15 protein-coding genes are annotated in these 17,692 nt (G+C 63.1%); 8 read left to right on the top strand and 7 right to left on the bottom strand.

From position 1 onward, the window contains the following. Nucleotides 1-192 precede the first annotated feature (192 nt). A complete protein-coding gene (locus C2H86_RS17765) occupies nucleotides 193-2,457 on the top strand; it encodes a putative bifunctional diguanylate cyclase/phosphodiesterase (RefSeq protein WP_159409157.1) in 2,265 nt (754 codons plus the stop codon). Here C2H86_RS17765 and C2H86_RS17760 read toward each other — a convergent pair. After that, nucleotides 2,357-3,244 (bottom strand): NAD(P)-dependent oxidoreductase, encoded by an 888-nt coding sequence (locus tag C2H86_RS17760; RefSeq protein WP_159409156.1) that lies wholly within the window; start codon nucleotides 3,242-3,244, stop codon nucleotides 2,357-2,359. The two genes, C2H86_RS17765 and C2H86_RS17760, sit on opposite strands and share 101 nt — an antisense overlap. A gap of 255 nt (nucleotides 3,245-3,499) precedes the next feature. After that, nucleotides 3,500-3,805, bottom strand: a complete 306-nt coding sequence (locus C2H86_RS17755; RefSeq protein WP_159409155.1) for a DUF2288 domain-containing protein — start codon at nucleotides 3,803-3,805, stop codon at nucleotides 3,500-3,502. A gap of 360 nt (nucleotides 3,806-4,165) precedes the next feature. Here C2H86_RS17755 and C2H86_RS17750 point away from each other — a divergent pair, with 360 nt between their 5' ends. The 7 genes from C2H86_RS17750 to C2H86_RS17720 all read left to right on the top strand — a co-directional run bounded on the left by C2H86_RS17750 (nucleotide 4,166) and on the right by C2H86_RS17720 (nucleotide 11,584). Further along, a complete protein-coding gene (locus tag C2H86_RS17750) occupies nucleotides 4,166-5,281 on the top strand; it encodes a branched-chain amino acid ABC transporter substrate-binding protein (RefSeq protein WP_027918931.1) in 1,116 nt (371 codons plus the stop codon). 186 nt (nucleotides 5,282-5,467) lie between these two features. Next, a complete protein-coding gene (gene livH, locus C2H86_RS17745; protein WP_054886946.1) occupies nucleotides 5,468-6,391 on the top strand; it encodes a high-affinity branched-chain amino acid ABC transporter permease LivH in 924 nt (307 codons plus the stop codon). After that, entirely contained in the window at nucleotides 6,388-7,644 is a 1,257-nt protein-coding gene (locus C2H86_RS17740; RefSeq protein WP_159409154.1) for a high-affinity branched-chain amino acid ABC transporter permease LivM, read from the top strand. The genes livH and C2H86_RS17740 overlap by 4 nt, the downstream gene beginning before the upstream one ends. Further along, nucleotides 7,641-8,408, top strand: a complete 768-nt coding sequence (gene livG / locus C2H86_RS17735) for a high-affinity branched-chain amino acid ABC transporter ATP-binding protein LivG (protein ID WP_003254878.1) — start codon at nucleotides 7,641-7,643, stop codon at nucleotides 8,406-8,408. Before C2H86_RS17740 ends, livG begins: the two co-directional genes overlap by 4 nt. Further along, entirely contained in the window at nucleotides 8,409-9,110 is a 702-nt protein-coding gene (locus C2H86_RS17730; RefSeq protein WP_003254879.1) for an ABC transporter ATP-binding protein, read from the top strand. It abuts the gene before it with no gap. Between the two features lie 88 nt (nucleotides 9,111-9,198). Beyond that, nucleotides 9,199-9,873, top strand: a complete 675-nt coding sequence (locus C2H86_RS17725) for a COG3650 family protein (protein WP_159409153.1) — start codon at nucleotides 9,199-9,201, stop codon at nucleotides 9,871-9,873. A 103-nt stretch (nucleotides 9,874-9,976) separates the two neighbouring features. Further along, nucleotides 9,977-11,584: an NAD(P)/FAD-dependent oxidoreductase gene (locus C2H86_RS17720; RefSeq protein WP_159409152.1), complete on the top strand. Its 1,608-nt coding sequence runs from the start codon at nucleotides 9,977-9,979 to the stop codon at nucleotides 11,582-11,584. 112 nt (nucleotides 11,585-11,696) lie between these two features. Here C2H86_RS17720 and C2H86_RS17715 read toward each other — a convergent pair whose 3' ends face one another. The 5 genes from C2H86_RS17715 to C2H86_RS17695 all read right to left on the bottom strand — a co-directional run bounded on the left by C2H86_RS17715 (nucleotide 11,697) and on the right by C2H86_RS17695 (nucleotide 17,654). Next, entirely contained in the window at nucleotides 11,697-12,161 is a 465-nt protein-coding gene (locus tag C2H86_RS17715; RefSeq protein ID WP_009684613.1) for a glycine zipper 2TM domain-containing protein, read from the bottom strand. 221 nt (nucleotides 12,162-12,382) lie between these two features. Next, the gene (pdxH, locus tag C2H86_RS17710) at nucleotides 12,383-13,030 is read right to left on the bottom strand and encodes a pyridoxamine 5'-phosphate oxidase (protein WP_159409151.1); all 648 of its coding nucleotides are present in this window, start codon (nucleotides 13,028-13,030) and stop codon (nucleotides 12,383-12,385) included. A gap of 19 nt (nucleotides 13,031-13,049) precedes the next feature. Next, a complete protein-coding gene (locus tag C2H86_RS17705) occupies nucleotides 13,050-14,027 on the bottom strand; it encodes an OmpA family protein (protein ID WP_159409150.1) in 978 nt (325 codons plus the stop codon). Nucleotides 14,028-14,126: 99 nt separating this feature from the next. Next, nucleotides 14,127-15,272, bottom strand: coding sequence for a serine hydrolase domain-containing protein (locus tag C2H86_RS17700; protein ID WP_085675258.1), 1,146 nt, complete (start codon nucleotides 15,270-15,272; stop codon nucleotides 14,127-14,129). Nucleotides 15,273-15,416: 144 nt separating this feature from the next. Continuing rightward, nucleotides 15,417-17,654, bottom strand: coding sequence for a beta-galactosidase (locus tag C2H86_RS17695; protein WP_159409149.1), 2,238 nt, complete (start codon nucleotides 17,652-17,654; stop codon nucleotides 15,417-15,419). Nucleotides 17,655-17,692 lie beyond the last annotated feature (38 nt).

Below are 17,692 nucleotides of genomic sequence, written 5' to 3'. Positions count from 1 at the left end.
TGCCACATGACTGGGGGGCGCTTTGGCGCCCCCCAGTTCGTTATACCCACTGGCTATAGACTTCAGAGCCAAATCATTGAAGCCAAAGTGCCACTAGTCAGGAAGGTTTAACCACCTGTTTCTATACTGCCCCAGAACAGTCTCCACAGGGCTTGAACGGAGACGAGTGAAAACTCGAGCAAAGGGCAAGCAATGGACTGGCTGGGACTGCAACTGTTCACCGAACTGCCGGTAACCGGGCGCATCGTCATCGACTGCCGCCATGAACCGCTATTGGTGCTGATCGCTTTTGCCGTGGCCAGCGCAGCGTGCTTCGCCACCCTCGACATGGCCGAGCGCCAATCCCACACCGAGTTGCGCGCTGCCCAGCGACAATGGCGTGTGCTCGGCGCCTGTTGCCTGGCCGGCGGCATATGGGCCATGCACTTCATCAGCATGCTGGCCTTCCAGGCCCCGGTGGAGATGCATTACGACGTGTCGCTGACCGGCCTGTCGCTATTGATCGCCTTAGTGGTGGCCTGGCTGGCGATGAACAGCCTGGACCGCAGCGAAATGCGCCCGCAGCACTACCTGCAAAGCGCACTGCTTATCGGCATGGGCATTGTCATCATGCATTTCGTCGGCATGGCCGCGCTGCAGACCGGTGCCCAGCAGTATTACCAGACCGGCCTGCTGCTAAGCAGCGCCGTCATCGCCCTGCTCACCAGCCTTGTCGCGTTGTTGCTGGCCCGCTACTTCCGCAACGGCAGCGGTACCCTGCACCAGACCATGAAATATGGCGCCAGCCTGATCATGGCCGGCGGCATCGTGGCCACCCACTTCACCGCCATGTCGGCCATGACTCTGGTAATCCCTGCCGACACCGCCTTGCGCCTGCCCTCGGGCGACAACAGCCTGCAGCTGGGGCTGACCATCGCCTTCATCACCTTGCTGATCAGCGGCAGCAGCATCAGCGCCGCCCTGGCCGACAAGAAGCTGCAGAGCAAGGAAGACGACCTGCGCCGCTATGGCGTGCTGCTCAGCCAACTGGACCAGGCCCGCGAGTCGCTGCAACTGGCCGCCCACTATGACGCCCTGACCAACCTGGTCAACCGCCGTGGCTTCAACCAGATCTTCGCCGAACGCCTGGCAGAGCAGGATCCTGGCGAACACCGCCTGGCCGTGATGTTCCTCGACATCGACCACTTCAAGCGGATCAACGATAGCCTCGGCCACGACGCCGGCGACGAATTGCTCAAAGTGATCGCCAACCACATCACGGCTGCCACCCGCAGCCACGACCTGGTGGCCCGCTTCGGCGGTGACGAATTCTGTGTGGTCACCAGCCTCAACAGCCACGACGAGGCGCGCCACCTGGCCCAGCGCATCATGCAACGAATGAAGGAGCCGATCGACCTGGGCGGCCGGCGCATGGTCATGACCACCAGCATCGGCATCAGCATCTACCCCGATGATGGCCTGACCACTGAGGAACTGCTCAAGCACGCCGACCTGGCCCTGTATCAATCCAAAGGCAGCGGGCGCAACAGCCTGCACTTTTTCAACAGCAGCCTGAAAAGCCGTGCCAGCCTGGCCTTGCAACTGGAAGAGGAACTGCGCATTGCCCTGCTCGAAGAACGCGGCCTGTGCGTGCATTACCAACCCATCTTCGACCTGCGCACCGGCCAGGTGGCCAAACTCGAAGCGCTGGTGCGTTGGCAGCACCCGCTGCACGGGCTGATGGGGCCTGACCGGTTCATCGGCATTGCCGAAGCCAACGGCCTGATCGTCGACCTCGACCTGTGGGTGCTGCGCCACGCCTGTCAGGACCTGGCCCGGCTTCAGCAGCATGGTTTTACCAGCCTCAAGGTCACGGTCAATTGCTCGGCGGTGACCCTGGGCCATGAAGCCCTGCCCAGCGAAGTGGAAGTGGCGCTGTTCCAGGCGGGCCTGGCGCCTCGCCAGCTGGAACTGGAAGTCACCGAAAACGCTTTGATGGGTGACATCGAGCATACCGTCAGCCTGCTCAAGCGCATTCGCGGCCAAGGTGTCGGCCTGTCGATCGACGATTTCGGCACCGGCTATTCGTCGCTGGCCTACCTCAAGCGCCTGCCTCTGGACGTGCTGAAGATCGACCGCTCGTTCCTGCAGGATGTGCCCGGCAGCCTGAAGGATCGCGAGATCATCGAGGCCATCATCGCCATGGCCCACACCCTGCACCTGGAAGTGGTCAGCGAAGGCGTCGAAACCGTGGAGCAACATGAATTCCTGGTCAGCAAAGGCTGCGACTACCTGCAGGGCTACCTGCTCAGCCGCCCCGTGCCGCTGAGCGAGCTACGCTCGCTGCTCGATCAGCTCGACCGCCAGGAAAGTGTGTTCAGCCCTTGTTGCGATACAGCTCTACCAGGGTCGCCGGATCTTTTTGCAGATTCCCCTGGCTACCGTGCAGGCGCATCAGCTGCGCGGCAAGGCCACTGAGCGGCGTTGCCGTACCTTGCTCGCGGGACAGCTTGACGGCACCGTCAAGGTCCTTGAGCAAAGTGCGGACATGCCACTTGACCGGTTCGAAACGGCTTTCGGCCATCTGCGGCGCCAGGATCTGCAGCGGCTTCGAATCGGCAAAGCCACCGGCAAGGGCCTCGGCGATCAAGGTGGCGTCCACGCCTGACTGCTCGGCCAACGCCACTACCTCGGCAATTACCAGGGCATTGCAGGCCACGATCATCTGATTGCAGGCCTTGGTCACCTGCCCTGCCCCCACAGCGCCCATGTGCGTGACCCGCTGGCCAAGCACCTGCAGCACCGGGCGCGCCCGCTGCAGGTCAGTCGCTTCGCCACCCACCATGATCGCCAAGGTGCCCGCCTCGGCCCCTGGCGTGCCACCGGAAACCGGGGCGTCCAGCCAGGCCATGCCGCACAGCGCAGCCAGCTCGGCAGCCATTTCCCGGGTGGCGGTCGGCTCGAGGCTGGAGAAGTCCACCAGCAACTGGCCGCTGCGCCCGCCCTCGGCGATGCCTTGCTCGCCAAACACCACCTCGCGCACCACCGCCGTGTCGGCCAGGCACAACAGCACCATGTCGCTGTCACGACACAGCTCGGCCGGGCTGGCCGCCAACCGAGCACCTGCGGCCACCAACGTGGCGCATTTGTCCGGGCTGCGGTTCCAGACCCTCAGCGGATAACCCGCGGCCAACAGGCGCCGGCACATCGGCAGTCCCATCAGGCCAATCCCGGCGAATCCCAGCGTAGGCAGTGCAGTACTCATGAACGACTCCAGGCAGAAGATTAATGAAGCGTGACAAGCGGGCGAGGCAATGCCGGCAAATGCCGCACTATGACCTCTGCCAAAACTTCTGCCAATGCGCGAGGGTCCGCAGAGCGGCCCCCATTACGCATGCCGTAAACTGTTACCGCAGCGCCGAATCAGCCCAGCAATGTTACCAACTTCCACCTTACGTGAGCGTCAACAAGCACCACCATGGGGCAGCTGCGTATTTTTACGCACTAAAAAAGCGCGCCGTTATTCCGCTTGCTTGGCTTGAATCACGATGAACGGTGAAACCACCACGGCCCAGATCTCTGGATCGCGGCTTTGCAGGTCAATTGCCTGCTCGGCGCTGACCGGCCCGACAGTGCCATCAGTACGCCACTTGGCGAAGATCTCGCTGCGATTCTCGGCCATTGCCGCAGCAACCTCGATCAGGTCGAGACTGGGGTCGACCCAAATCAGGTCACCCTTGGCCCAGAAACGCTCCAAAGCCTTCCACTCGATTGTCGCCGTCTCGCCGAGCAATTTGGCATAGAGGGTGCTTGTTTGATCAGTCATGGGTTTGTACCCGCAAATTCGGCCAATGAAAAAAGGCCGGCATTTTTGCAGAAAAACCCGGTTTCAAATATGTAATTTGGTCGATTGGCCCCGAAGTTGTGGGGTGGGGCCCGGAATGCAGGCAAAGTGATGGCGCTTTTCTGTATCTTTGTGTCGACCATGCGACAATCCGCAGAACAGGCACTTTTTGCCCGCTTTTCAAGCGCGCAAACAGCGCTCTACACTGTACCGGTACAGTTCCGGGACATGTTCCGGGGGAAGGTGGGCATGCAGTGTGGCGTGGCCATGCCGCAAATCCCGCCCGGTCTGTAGCCCTGGCCGCCAGGACTATAAGAATTACAACAGAATGAGTGGAGCACTATGATCAAGATTTCCAAGCTGTTCGCCGCAATGGTACTGGCCGGGGTAGCCAGCCATTCGTTTGCCGCCGATACCATCAAGATCGGGATCGCAGGCCCTAAAACCGGCCCTGTGACCCAGTACGGCGACATGCAGTTCATCGGCGCCAAACAGGCCATCAAGGACATCAACGCCAAGGGCGGCGTCGATGGCAAAATGCTTGAAGCCAAGGAATACGACGACGCCTGCGACCCTAAACAGGCCGTGGCAGTCGCCAACAAAGTGGTCAACGACGGCGTCAAGTTCGTCATCGGCCACCTGTGCTCCAGCTCCACCCAGCCTGCGTCCGACATCTACGAAGACGAAGGCGTGATCATGATCACCCCGGCCGCCACCTCACCGGAAATCACCGCCCGTGGCTACAAGCTGATCTTCCGCACCATCGGCCTGGACAGCGCCCAGGGCCCGGCTGCCGGCAACTACATCGCCGACCACGTCAAGCCGAAAGTGGTTGCCGTGCTGCACGACAAGCAACAGTACGGTGAAGGCATCGCCACCGCGGTCAAGCAGACCCTCGAGAAGAAAGGCACCAAGGTGGCCGTCTTCGAAGGCCTGAACGCCGGTGACAAGGACTTCTCCTCGATCATCCAGAAGCTCAAGCAGAACAACGTCGACTTCGTCTACTACGGCGGCTACCACCCAGAGCTGGGCCTGATCCTGCGCCAAGCCCAGGAAAAAGGCCTGAAAGCCAAGTTCATGGGTCCGGAAGGCGTGGGTAACGACTCCATCTCGCAGATCGCCCAAGGTGCTTCCGAAGGCCTGCTGGTCACCCTGCCAAAGTCGTTCGACGCCGACCCTGAGAACAAGGCCATCGTCGACGCCATCAAGGCTGACGGCAAGGACCCGAGCGGCCCGTTCGTGTTCCCGGCCTACTCGGCTGTGGAGCTGATCGCCAAAGGTATCGAAGCGGCCAAGTCCGAAGACACCGACAAGGTGGCAGCCGCCATCCACGCCGGCTCCTTCAAGACCCCGACCGGCACCCTGTCGTACGACGAGAAAGGCGACCTGAAAGACTTCAAGTTCGTGGTCTACGAATGGCACTTCGGCAAGCCGAAGACCGAAGTCTCCCCTCAGTAACTGCGTGACTAATAGCTGACCGTAAAAGCCCACTGTGCGAGCAGTGGGCTTTGTTTTACGAGGTTCATGGGCCTGATCCCCGCGATCCGGGGGCCGACCCACCTGAAAATCTTAAAACCGTCACCCGCGGTTTCCTGGCCGTACCCCTGCCAGCGAAATGCAAATCAGGTTTTTAGGAGCGCTGTAATGCCTGAGATCTACCATTTCTTCCAACAACTGGTTAATGGATTGACCATCGGCAGCACCTATGCCTTGATCGCCATCGGCTACACGATGGTGTACGGCATCATCGGCATGATCAACTTCGCCCACGGCGAGGTGTACATGATCGGTTCCTACGTGGCCTTCATCGCCCTGGCGGGCCTGGCCATGATGGGTATCCATTCGCTGCCGATCCTGATGACCGTCGCCTTCGTCGCGACGATCTGCGTCACCAGTGCCTATGGCTACAGCATCGAACGGGTTGCCTACCGCCCCCTGCGCAACAGCAATCGCCTGATCCCGCTGATTTCCGCCATCGGCATGTCGATCTTCCTGCAGAACACGGTCTTGCTGTCGCAAGACTCGAAGGACAAATCCATCCCCAACCTGATCCCAGGAAGCATCTCCTTCGGGCCAGGTGGTGCGGAAGAGGTCCTGGTTTCCTACATGCAGATCCTGGTGTTCGTGGTCACCCTGGTGGCCATGACCTGCCTGACCCTGTTCATCTCCCGTTCCCGCCTGGGCCGCGCCTGCCGCGCCTGCGCCGAGGACATCAAGATGGCCAACCTGCTGGGCATCAACACCAACAACATCATCGCCCTGACCTTCGTCATCGGTGCCGCCCTGGCGGCCGTGGCGGCCGTGCTGCTGAGCATGCAGTACGGGGTCATCAACCCCAACGCCGGTTTCCTGGTGGGCCTGAAGGCCTTCACCGCGGCGGTGCTGGGCGGCATCGGCAGCATCCCGGGCGCCATGCTCGGCGGGCTGGTGCTGGGCGTGGCCGAAGCCTTCGGCGCCGACATCTTCGGCGACCAGTACAAGGACGTGGTGGCATTCGGCTTGTTGGTTCTTGTCCTGCTGTTCCGGCCGACCGGCATCCTCGGCCGCCCGGAGGTTGAAAAAGTATGAACAGAAATCTCAAACAGGCGTTCTTCAGCGCCTTGCTGGTATGGGCCGTGGCCTTCCCGGTGCTGGGCCTGAAACTGAGCATCGACGGCATCAGCCTGATCGTGCACAGCCAGGGCTCGTTCACCATCAGCATCATCGCCGTGTGTTCGGTGCTGATGTTCTTGCGCGTGCTGTTCGACAAGCAGTGGAGCGCGGTGATGGGCCGTGGCTCGGATCGCAAGCTGATTCCGCCAGCCGTCAGCAACTACCTGACCCTGCCGAAAACCCAGCGCTACGTGATCATTGGTCTGATCGTAGCGGCTTTGGTGTGGCCGTTCTTCGGCTCGCGCGGAGCGGTCGACATCGCCACGCTGATCCTGATCTACGTGCTGCTGGGCCTGGGGCTGAACATCGTGGTCGGTCTGGCCGGCCTGCTCGACCTCGGCTATGTCGGTTTCTACGCCGTCGGCGCCTACAGCTACGCGATGCTCTCGCACTACCTGGGCTGGAGCTTCTGGGTCTGCCTGCCGATCGCCGGCCTGATGGCTGCCACGTTCGGCTTCCTGCTTGGTTTCCCGGTACTGCGCCTGCGCGGTGACTACCTGGCGATCGTGACCCTCGGCTTCGGCGAGATCATCCGCCTGTTCCTGCGCAACCTCACCGACTGGACCGGCGGCCCCAACGGCATCAGCAACATCCCCAAGCCGGAGTTCTTCGGCCTGACCTTCGAGCGCCGCGCCGCCGAGGGGATGCAGACCTTCCACGAGTTCTTCGGGCTGGAATACAACTCGATCAACAAGGTCATCTTCCTCTACCTGGTCGCCCTGCTGCTGGCCCTGCTGGCGCTGTTCGTGATCAACCGCCTGCTGCGCATGCCGATCGGCCGTGCCTGGGAAGCGCTGCGCGAGGACGAGATCGCCTGCCGTGCGCTGGGCCTGAACCCCACCGTGATCAAGCTCTCGGCATTCACCCTGGGTGCCTGCTTCGCCGGTTTCGCCGGCAGCTTCTTCGCGGCGCGCCAAGGCCTGGTGACGCCAGAGTCGTTCACCTTCATCGAGTCGGCGATCATCCTCGCCATTGTCGTGCTCGGCGGCATGGGCTCACAACTGGGCGTGATTCTCGCGGCCATCGTGATGATCCTGCTGCCCGAGCTGATGCGTGAGTTCAGCGAATACCGGATGCTGATGTTCGGTGCGCTGATGGTGTTGATGATGATCTGGCGTCCGCAAGGCCTGCTGCCTATGCAACGCCCCCATATGGAGCTGCATCGATGAGCCGTGAAATTCTGCAAGTCAGCGGCCTGAGCATGCGCTTCGGTGGCTTGTTGGCGGTCAACGGCGTGGCCCTGACCGTCAAGGAAAAACAGGTGGTGGCGCTGATCGGCCCGAACGGCGCCGGCAAGACCACGGTGTTCAACTGCCTGACCGGCTTCTACAAGCCCAGCGGCGGTACCATCCTGCTCGACGGCCAGCCGATCCAGGGCCTGGCCGGCCACCAGATCGCGCGCAAGGGCGTGGTGCGCACCTTCCAGAACGTTCGCCTGTTCAAGGAAATGACCGCGCTGGAAAACCTGCTGATCGCCCAGCACCGTCACCTGAACACCAACTTCTTCGCCGGCCTGTTCAAGACCCCGAGCTTCCGCCGCAGCGAGAAGGAGGCCATGGAGCGCGCCCAGTACTGGCTGGAGAAGGTCAACCTGACCGAATTCGCCAACCGTACCGCCGGCACCCTCGCCTACGGCCAGCAACGCCGCCTGGAAATCGCCCGCTGCATGATGACCCAGCCACGGATCATCATGCTCGACGAACCCGCCGCGGGCCTGAACCCGAAAGAAACCGAAGACCTCAAGGCACTGATCGCCTACCTGCGTGAGTCGCACAACGTCACCGTGCTGCTGATCGAGCACGACATGAAGCTGGTGATGAGCATCTCCGACCACATCGTCGTGATCAACCAGGGCACGCCCCTGGCCCACGGCACGCCGGAGGAGATCCGCGACAACCCTGACGTGATCAAAGCCTACCTGGGGGAAGCGTAAATGCTGAAGTTCGAGAACGTTTCCACCTTCTACGGCAAGATCCAGGCGCTGCACAGCGTCAACGTGGAGATCAACCAGGGCGAGATCGTCACCCTGATCGGTGCCAACGGCGCTGGCAAGTCGACCTTGCTGATGACCCTGTGCGGCTCACCCCAGGCGCACAGCGGCAGCATCAAGTACCTTGGCGAAGAGCTGGTAGGCCAGCCGTCCTCGCACATCATGCGCAAGAGCATCGCGGTGGTGCCGGAAGGCCGCCGCGTGTTCGCCCGCCTGACCGTCGAGGAAAACCTGGCCATGGGCGGTTTCTTCACCGACAAGGGCGACTACCAGGAGCAACTGGACAAGGTCCTGCAGCTGTTCCCACGGCTCAAGGAGCGTTACATCCAGCGTGGCGGCACCATGTCCGGTGGCGAGCAGCAGATGCTGGCCATCGGCCGGGCGCTGATGAGCAAGCCCAAGCTGTTGCTGCTCGACGAACCTTCGCTGGGCCTGGCACCGATCATCATCCAGCAGATCTTCGACATCATCGAACAGCTGCGCCGCGATGGCGTGACGGTGTTCCTGGTGGAGCAGAACGCCAACCAGGCGCTGAAGATCGCCGACCGGGCGTATGTGCTGGAGAACGGCCGGGTGGTGATGCAAGGCACCGGTGAGGCATTGCTGACCGACCCGAAGGTGCGCGACGCCTACTTGGGTGGTTGAATGAAAAAGGGCCTTCGGGCCCTTTTTTCTGCCCGCAGGACGTGTATCGTGGCCAGCTATTTGGCAAAGATTCCCCGGAGCCCGCCCCATGCGCCTCACCCCTACCCTGCTGCTCACTGCCCTGCTGCCCCTGTTCGCCGGCTGCCAGTTGCTGGCCGAGCAGCCCCGCGACCCGAACATCGGTACCACGCGCATGCAGGGCGAACTGAGCGCAGGCGGCGGCCGGCTGTTGTTCAAGCCCTGCGGTGAAAGCCGCCACTTCGTGATCAATGACGTCGCCGGCACCGGCATCCTCCAGGAGTCCGTCAGCCTGGCCAAGGACGCCAACGCCAAATTGTTCGCCGACGTCCGTGGCCGCCTCACCGGCGCCAAACAGGCCGACAACGACGGTCAGCTGGAAGTCAGCCGCCTGTACCGCCTGGAGCCCTCCACCCGCGCCTGCGACGACCCCAACTTCAAGCAGCTGACCCTGCGCGCCAATGGCCACGAACCGGACTGGGACATCAAGGCCAGCGGCAAGGGCATGGTGCTCAACCGCGTCGGCAAGGAGCCGCTGCCCCTGCCGTTCCTCGAAGAAGAAGTGCCCGGCGGCGGCCTGACCCTGACCAGCGAAGCCAACGGCCAGCACGTGGAACTGTGGGTCGCCCCGCAACGCTGCGTCGATGGCGCCACCGGCGCCGTGCGTCACCTGCGTGCCGAGCTGCGCATCGACGGCCAGACCCTGCGCGGCTGCGGTTACTACGGTGGTGCGCGCGACAACTGATCGCCGGGCGCTTTTATCCTGCCAGTCGGGGCGGCTAAAAGCTTATACTTGGCGGTTTGTGTAAAGCCGCCGGCCGCCCATGGCCGGGATACTGGACCCTGCCATGCTACGAATCACCGAACTGAAGCTGCCCCTGGACCATCCCGACGAAGCCCTGCGTGAAGCCATCGTCCAGCGCCTGGGCATCCGCGACGAGCAACTGCTCAGCTTCAACCTGTTCAAGCGCAGCTACGATGCGCGCAAGAAGAACAGTGAGCTGCTGTTCATCTACACCATCGACCTGGAAGCCAGCAACGAAGCCGAGCTGCTCAGCAAGTTCGCCGACGATCACAACATCGGCGTGGCACCCGACGTCACCTACAAGTTCGTCGGCCAGGCCCCGACCGACCTGCAGCAACGCCCGATCGTGGTCGGTTTCGGCCCGTGCGGCATCTTCGCCGGCCTGCTGCTGGCACAGATGGGCTTCAAGCCGATCATCCTCGAACGCGGCAAGGAAGTGCGCCAGCGCACCAAGGACACCTGGGGCCTGTGGCGTAAAAGCGTGCTCAACCCCGAGTCCAACGTGCAGTTCGGCGAAGGCGGCGCCGGGACCTTCTCCGACGGCAAGCTCTACAGCCAGATCAAGGACCCGAACCACCACGGTCGCAAGGTCCTGGAAGAGTTCGTCAAGGCCGGCGCGCCGGACGAGATCCTCTACATCAACAAACCGCACATTGGTACCTTCCGCCTGACCGGCATGGTCGAGCAGATGCGCCAGGACATGATCGCCCTCGGCGCCGAAGTGCGCTTCCAGGAAAAGGTCACCGACCTGCTGATCGAAGACGGCCAACTGACCGGCGTGGTGCTGGAAAGCGGCGAGCAGCTGCACTCGCGCCATGTGGTCCTGGCCCTGGGCCACAGCGCCCGCGACACCTTCCGCATGCTGCACGCCAAGGGCGTGTACATGGAAGCCAAGCCGTTCTCGGTGGGTTTCCGTATCGAACACCCACAAACCCTGATCGACAAGGCGCGCCTGGGTAAATACGCCGGCCACCCGAAACTCGGCGCCGCCGATTACAAGCTGGTGTACCACGCCAAGAACGGCCGTTCAGTGTACAGCTTCTGCATGTGCCCAGGCGGCACCGTGGTCGCCGCCACCAGTGAACCGGGCCGCGTGGTCACCAACGGCATGAGCCAGTACTCGCGTAACGAGCGCAACGCCAACTCCGGCATCGTCGTCGGCATCGACCCCGAGCGCGACTACCCGGGCGGCCCGCTGGCCGGCATCGAGCTGCAGGAGCGACTGGAAGCACACGCCTACGTCATGGGTGGCAGCAACTACCAGGCACCGGCGCAGCTGGTGGGCGACTTCGTCGCTGGCAAGCCGTCCACCGCGCTGGGCAGCGTCGAGCCGTCGTACAAGCCAGGGGTGACTCTGGGTGACCTGGCGCCGAGCCTGCCGGACTTTGCCATCGAGGCAATCCGCGAAGCGCTGCCAGCGTTCGACCGCCAGATCAAAGGCTACAACCTGCATGATGCGGTGCTGACCGGTATCGAGACGCGCACCTCGTCGCCACTGCGCATTACCCGTGGCGCGGACTTCCAGAGCCTGAACATGAAGGGGCTGTTCCCGGCAGGTGAAGGTGCGGGGTATGCCGGTGGGATTCTGTCGGCGGGTGTGGATGGTATCCGCATTGCCGAGGCCGTGGCTCGCGACATCCTCGGCCTCTAAAGCTACCGGCCTCTTCGCGGGGCAAGGCCGCGTGCCCGCGAAGAGGCCGGCGCAGGACAACAAAAAAACCCGAACAGGCCTGGCCCGTTCGGGTTTTTTATTGCCACGACGATCAGTGCGAAACGCGGCTGGTACCGTCAACGGTCATGATGCGCACGCGGTCGCCAACGCGGAAGATTTCATTCTCCTGCACGGCCTGCACATAAGCGCGCATGCTGCCATCGTCCTCACGCACGGTGATTTCCACACCCTGGGTACGGGTCAGGCCTTCCTCGGCAGCAGAGCCCGCCAGGCCACCGGCCACGGCACCGATCACGGCTGCAACGATGCTGCCACGGCCGCCGCCAACGGCGCTGCCGGCCACGCCACCCACGATGGCACCAGCACCACCACCGATCGGGGTCTTGGTACCTTCGATCTTGACCGGGCGCAAGGATTCGATGGTACCCATGCGCACAGTCTGCACGCGACGGGCCTCATCACGGGAGTAGCTGTCGCCGGTCAGGCTCGAGGCACAGCCACCGAGCAGCAGCGACATGGTGGTGAAAGTCGCCACCAGCAAAGCGGATTTACGCATGGGTACAATCTCCAGAAAACAGGTGTCCATTAGACGCTGCGCGTTGACGGCTGTCACGGCGCCAGCACAAAAAAATTATTTCCATTCAGCCCCTGTACAGCCTTGTACCGACAGTAATGCGGGCGTTACAGCTCAGACCAAGAATAGCCACGGATTACTTCATCGTCTGTGAGAAGTGCTGGCTAGAGGAGGGACTGGGGCTGCCAGGCAGCCCCGGGATCTCAGGGCGCCAGGCGCTCGCGCGCCCACTGGCCGTCGACCAGGCGGTAGTTCAGGCGGTCATGCAGCCGGCTGGCCCGCCCTTGCCAGAACTCGATCCGCTCAGGCAGCAAGCGGTAGCCACCCCAATGTTCCGGGCAATGCGGCTGGGTATCGGAGAAGCGCGCTTCGGTGGCCTTGACCAGGCCTTCGAGTTCCTCACGATTGGCAATGACACGGCTCTGCGGCGAAGCCCAGGCCCCCAGGCGGCTGCCCAACGGGCGCACCTGGTAGTAGTCATCCGATTCCTTGGCCGTGACCTTTTCCACCTGCCCTTCGATCCGCACCTGTCGCTCCAGCGCCGGCCAGAAGAAGGTCATGGCAGCGAACGGGTTAGCCAGCAGCTGCTGGCCCTTGGCGCTGTCATAGTTGGTGAAGAAAGTGAAACCACGGTCATCGAGGCCCTTGAGCAGCAACACACGACAGTGCGGGCGGCCCTCGCCATCGACCGTGGCGAGGGTCAGGGTGTTGGCCTCCACCGGTGGCTGCTCGGTTTTCACGGCATCGGCAAACCACTGGTGGAACAGGGCGAACGGCTCACCCGGGGCCTGGGCTTCGGCCAGGCCATCACGGGTGTAGTCGCGGCGCATATCGGCCAGGGATTGGGTCATGGCTGCGTTTCCTTGACGATCAGTTGGTCTTCGCAGGGCTGTTGGCGGCTACTTTCTTGTCAGCGGTAGCGGTTTTCTTGGCGGCTGGCTTGGCTGGCGCAGCTTTCTTCTTGGCGGTGGCCTTCGCCGCAGGCTTGGCAGCGGCTTTCTTCGCAGCTGGCTTGGCGGCTGGTTTCTTGGTCTCGACAGGCTTGGCGGCTGGCGCCTTGGCATCCTGCACGGCAACCATCGAAGCCGGGGTTGCCACCGGAGCTGCCTGCTGATACTTGGCCAGCAGGGCAACCATGGTGTTCTGCGGCGTCAGCAACATTTCGACACGGCGGTTCAGAGCACGGCCTTCAGCGCTGTCGTTGGCGGCACGTGGCATTTCCGAGCCCATGCCCTTGAGCGACAGGCGGTCCCGCTGCAGGCCACTCAGGCGGAAGATGGCCGATACCGAGGCGGCACGCTCCAGGCTCAGCTTCTGGTTGGCGGCTGCTACACCGCTGGTGTCGGCATGGCCCAGTACCAGCACCGCAGTTTTCGAGTCACCTTCGACGGCCTTGGCCACGCGGGTGATCGGGCCCAAGGTCATCGGCAACAGCATGTTCGGGCGATCCGGGTTGTACGAGCTGTCGACCGGAATAGTCACCACCAGCACATTGTCGCGGCGCTCCAGCTCCAGCTTGCTGTCCTTGACGGCTTCACGCAGCTTCGGCTCGTACTGGTCAAGCCAGGCCTGCGTGGCCTTTTCATCAATCTTCGGCACCACCGGCCCTTTGGCCTGCTTGTCGTCACCGCCAAACGGCCACCACCAGTGGCTGGCGCTCTCGGACTTGGCGTCGGCCTTGGCGACTTTCTCAGTAACCGCCGCTTTCACTTCCTTGTCGGCAACCTTGTCCGAACCGAACGGCCACCAGCTGCTGCCGCCGTCCTTGGAGGCGTCCTGGGAATGGCTGGCGCAACCGGTCATGGCGGCCAGGCACAGGGCGAGAGCTAAGGTTTTATGTGAAGACATCAGCGATACACCATGAAATTGAAAGATATTTTGCCAACGCACTTCAGGCGTTGGCATTGAGGATAGTCAAAGGGGTTGCGTAATACCCGCTTTACCCGATCAAAGGCAAGTGCCAAGCACGCGTACCAGCTGCTGGGCTCTTGGATCCATGAGCACGTAGGGGCCGAGGGTATTGACCACGAACCCGAAGGCCACATCGTGCTCCGGGTCGGCGAAACCGACCGAGCCGCCAGCGCCTGGATGGCCGAAGGCACGGGCGCCGAGGCCGAAGGTGGCGTTGGCCACATCGGGCTGGTCGAGCATGCAACCCAGGCCGAAGCGGGTCTGGGTCAACAGGGTACGATCCTGGCCGAGGCTGTGTTCGCGGGTCAGTTCGTCGAGCAGTTCGGATTCGAGCAGGCTGCCGTCCAGCAGGCCCGCATAGAAGCCGGCCAGGCTGCGTGCATTGCCGTGGCCATTGGCCGCCGGCTGCTGCATGCGCCGCCATTCGGGCTTGTTGGTGCTGGTCAGGATTGCTGGCGGGTTGGTGAAGGCGCGAGTCGACAGTGCCTCGGGTTCACGCATGGTCACCTGCAGCAGGCGTTGGGCTGCGGCATCACCCGCGTTGCCCTTGCCACGGGCAATATGTGCCACACGGTGGAACTCTTCGTCGGCCAGGCCGACATGGAAGTCCAGACCCAGCGGCCGGGCGGTACGGGCGACGATCGACTCACCCGGGCCACGGCCATCGACGCGGCGGATCAGTTCGCCGATCAGCCAGCCGTAGGTGATGGCGGCATAGCCATGCTCGGTGCCGGGCGTCCACCACGGCGTTTCCGCAGCCAAGGCATCGACCATGGTCTGCCAGTCATACAGGGCTTCAGCCGGCAGCAGCTCGCGGATGGCCGGCAGGCCCGCTCGGTGGCTCAGCAACTGGCGCAGGGTGATGTTCTGCTTGCCGGCCTGGGCGAACTCCGGCCAGTAGCGCGCCACCGGGGCATCCAGGGCAAGCTTGCCCTCACCCACCAGCTGCAGCGCCGTCACGGCGGTGAAAGTCTTGGTGCAGGAAAACAGATTGGCGATGGTATCGCTGTGCCAGGCCTGCTGGCCGTCCTTGTCGGCACTGCCCGCCCACAGGTCGACCACGGTCTCGCCACCGACCTGGATGCACAGCGCCGCGCCACGCTCCTGGGGATCCTCGAACAATGCCGCAAACGCTTCGCGCACCGCTTCGAACTTCAGCTCATAGTGACCCTGGATCTGCACCCGCTGTTCTCCGTACGACCTTGCTGACAAAGGCGTGCATTGTTTCAGTAGTTGGCGCTTTTGCCTACTGGGCAAGGCCGGATGGTCCGTGCCGAACCAGCGGTGTCATCTGTGCCCGGGGCGCTGAGCGCCCCCGGTAGACCTTCACGGAGCGTTTTTCTCCAGCTCCCCGCGCAACTGACCAACGGCCTGCAGATTGCTCTTGCGCACCGCGTCGACGAACCCCGGGTACGGCACATCGGTGATCGCCACCAGGCCCAGGTGGCCGTTCTCGCCATCCAGCAGACGACCACTGGCGGGTTGGTCGAGATACTGGAACCAATGCACGCCGACGATCATCGGCTGTGCCAGGGCAGCCTTGAGGAAATTGCCGTAGGCAGGCCCACGGTCCTCTTCCCTGGCCACTTCCACCGGCCCTGGCCAGAACGGCCCACGGTCGCGGGAACCGAACTGGAACTCGGACACCAGCACCGGCTTGTCGAGTTCGGCCAGACGGGCAAAGTCATAGCCATCCTCGGGCTTGAGGGTATAGAAGTTGAAACTCAAGACATCGCAGAACTCGGCGCAGGCCTTGACCGCTTCCGGTGTGCTCACGGCGTAGCGACCGCCCAGCAGCAGGTGATTGGGTGCATGCCACTTCAGTGCATCGGAAATAGTCTTGAAGTAGGTTTCGGCGAATACCTGCTGGAAATACTGGTAATCACGCTCGATTTCCGGGTGCTCGGGGTTGGGCAGCGGCGCCTCGAAGCCTGGGTCTTCCATCAGCTCCCAGGCCTGCAGGTCGATGCCCCAGGCCTTGGACAGCCCCTCCTGGTTGCGATACTTGTCGCGCAATTGCTTCAGGAACGCGCGCTTGGCCGGCACGTCGGTGGTCAGGCGCAGGGTGCCATAGGCCAGGCCATAGCGCGCCTTGGGGTCACTCCCGGGCGCGGCCCAGGCCAGTTCATTGTCGGCGAAATAGCCGATTAGCCAGGGGTCGTCACGGTGATCCCGCGCGGCAATGGCCACGGCGCGCTCCGTGGCCATTGCAAACCGTGGGTCGAACGGGTCAGGCATGCGGCCCCACCAGTCCATGCCGGTGCTGATGCTGGCATAGTCACCGACGATCGACAGCGGCAAGGTATAGGGCATGCGTTTGGCCTGGCCGATGGCCGGGTCACTCCAGTTGCCCAGGGTGTTGAAGCCCCAGGCCTGCAGCCTGTCCAGCGTATGAGCCTGCCAACGCTCGGCGTCCAGTACCAGCGGTGGGCATACGGGAGGCGCTTGCCCCTCGACGGCTGGCAGGCAAGGCTTGCCATAGGTGCGCTGGATGTTCGCGGCGTAGAAGTCGAACCAGCGCCCCTGCTTGAAGCTGCGCCCTTGCGACGAGGCGTTGCCATCGTCGTTGTTGCCGTCGCCATAAAAGGCCGTCAGCGCGTCACCTTCACCTGGCAAGGCCTTGAACATCCCCTCGCGGCCGGCGACATAGGTGCGCCCGCCATCGGCGGCCACGGCATTGACGCCCAGCGAGTAGAACGGATGGCCTTCCGGCGTGACCAGGTACCAGCGGCCATCGCGCTTCTCCGTGCGGAAGAAGCCCTTGGCGGCGAAAGTCGGCCCGGCCTGCAAGCCCCCGTAGCTGTCCAGTTGCTGCTTCTGACGATCGGCCAGCCAGCTCTTGAGCTGCTGCTGTTCGCGAGTGTCAGCAGCCTTGAGCTGATCGTCTGTGACAATCTTCTCGGGCCAATGCCCCCGGGTCGACTGGCCGTAGGTATCGATCAACTCGTGGTAGGCCGCCTGGTAGGCCTGGTCGTCGTCCTGGATGCCAACCTTCTCGATCAGCAGGTTCTGCGCCACCTTCGGGTTGGGTATGGTCAAGCTGACCGACACCACCTGCTTGAGGTCTACCTCACCGGCACTGCTGGTCAACAGCAACCGCTGCCCTTCATAGGCCCATGGCATGGGCGGGCCGGCACGCATGCCCTGGCTCAGCGGCGAACTGGCCTTGAGCGGCACCATGACGGTTTGCGCAGGCCCTGCAGGCAGATCGATACGGCTGGTCAGCGTGCGTCCATCGCTGCCGAGCACCGTGACGTCGACGGTCAAGGCCCAGTCCTGGGCGCTTTGCATGCGCAAGGTGAGGAACTGCCCAGCCGACCAGTCCCACACGCCACTCTGCGGGCTAAGGCGCAGGGTCGGCCGTTCGACCGGGTTGAACACCACCCGCCTGAGCACCTCGCCTTCGGCCGTCTGCTCCGCATTGTATTGCGGCATGCCGGTACCCTCGGTCGCCACATTGACCACCGAGGCCGGGCGGACGAAGCTGAACAGCGTCTGTTGGCCAGCCAGCAAGGGCGTGCTGAACAACAGCGTGAATACCATGGGCAAGGTACGGCGGATCATAGGGCTGGGGCTCTCCTTCCAGGCCCTCATGGGCCCGC

Source organism: Pseudomonas putida, assembly GCF_009883635.2.
GTDB classification, from domain to species: Bacteria; Pseudomonadota; Gammaproteobacteria; order Pseudomonadales; family Pseudomonadaceae; genus Aquipseudomonas; species Aquipseudomonas putida_W.
Note: the sequence above shows the minus strand (reverse complement) of the source record. Positions and strands in the feature narration are given on the sequence as shown.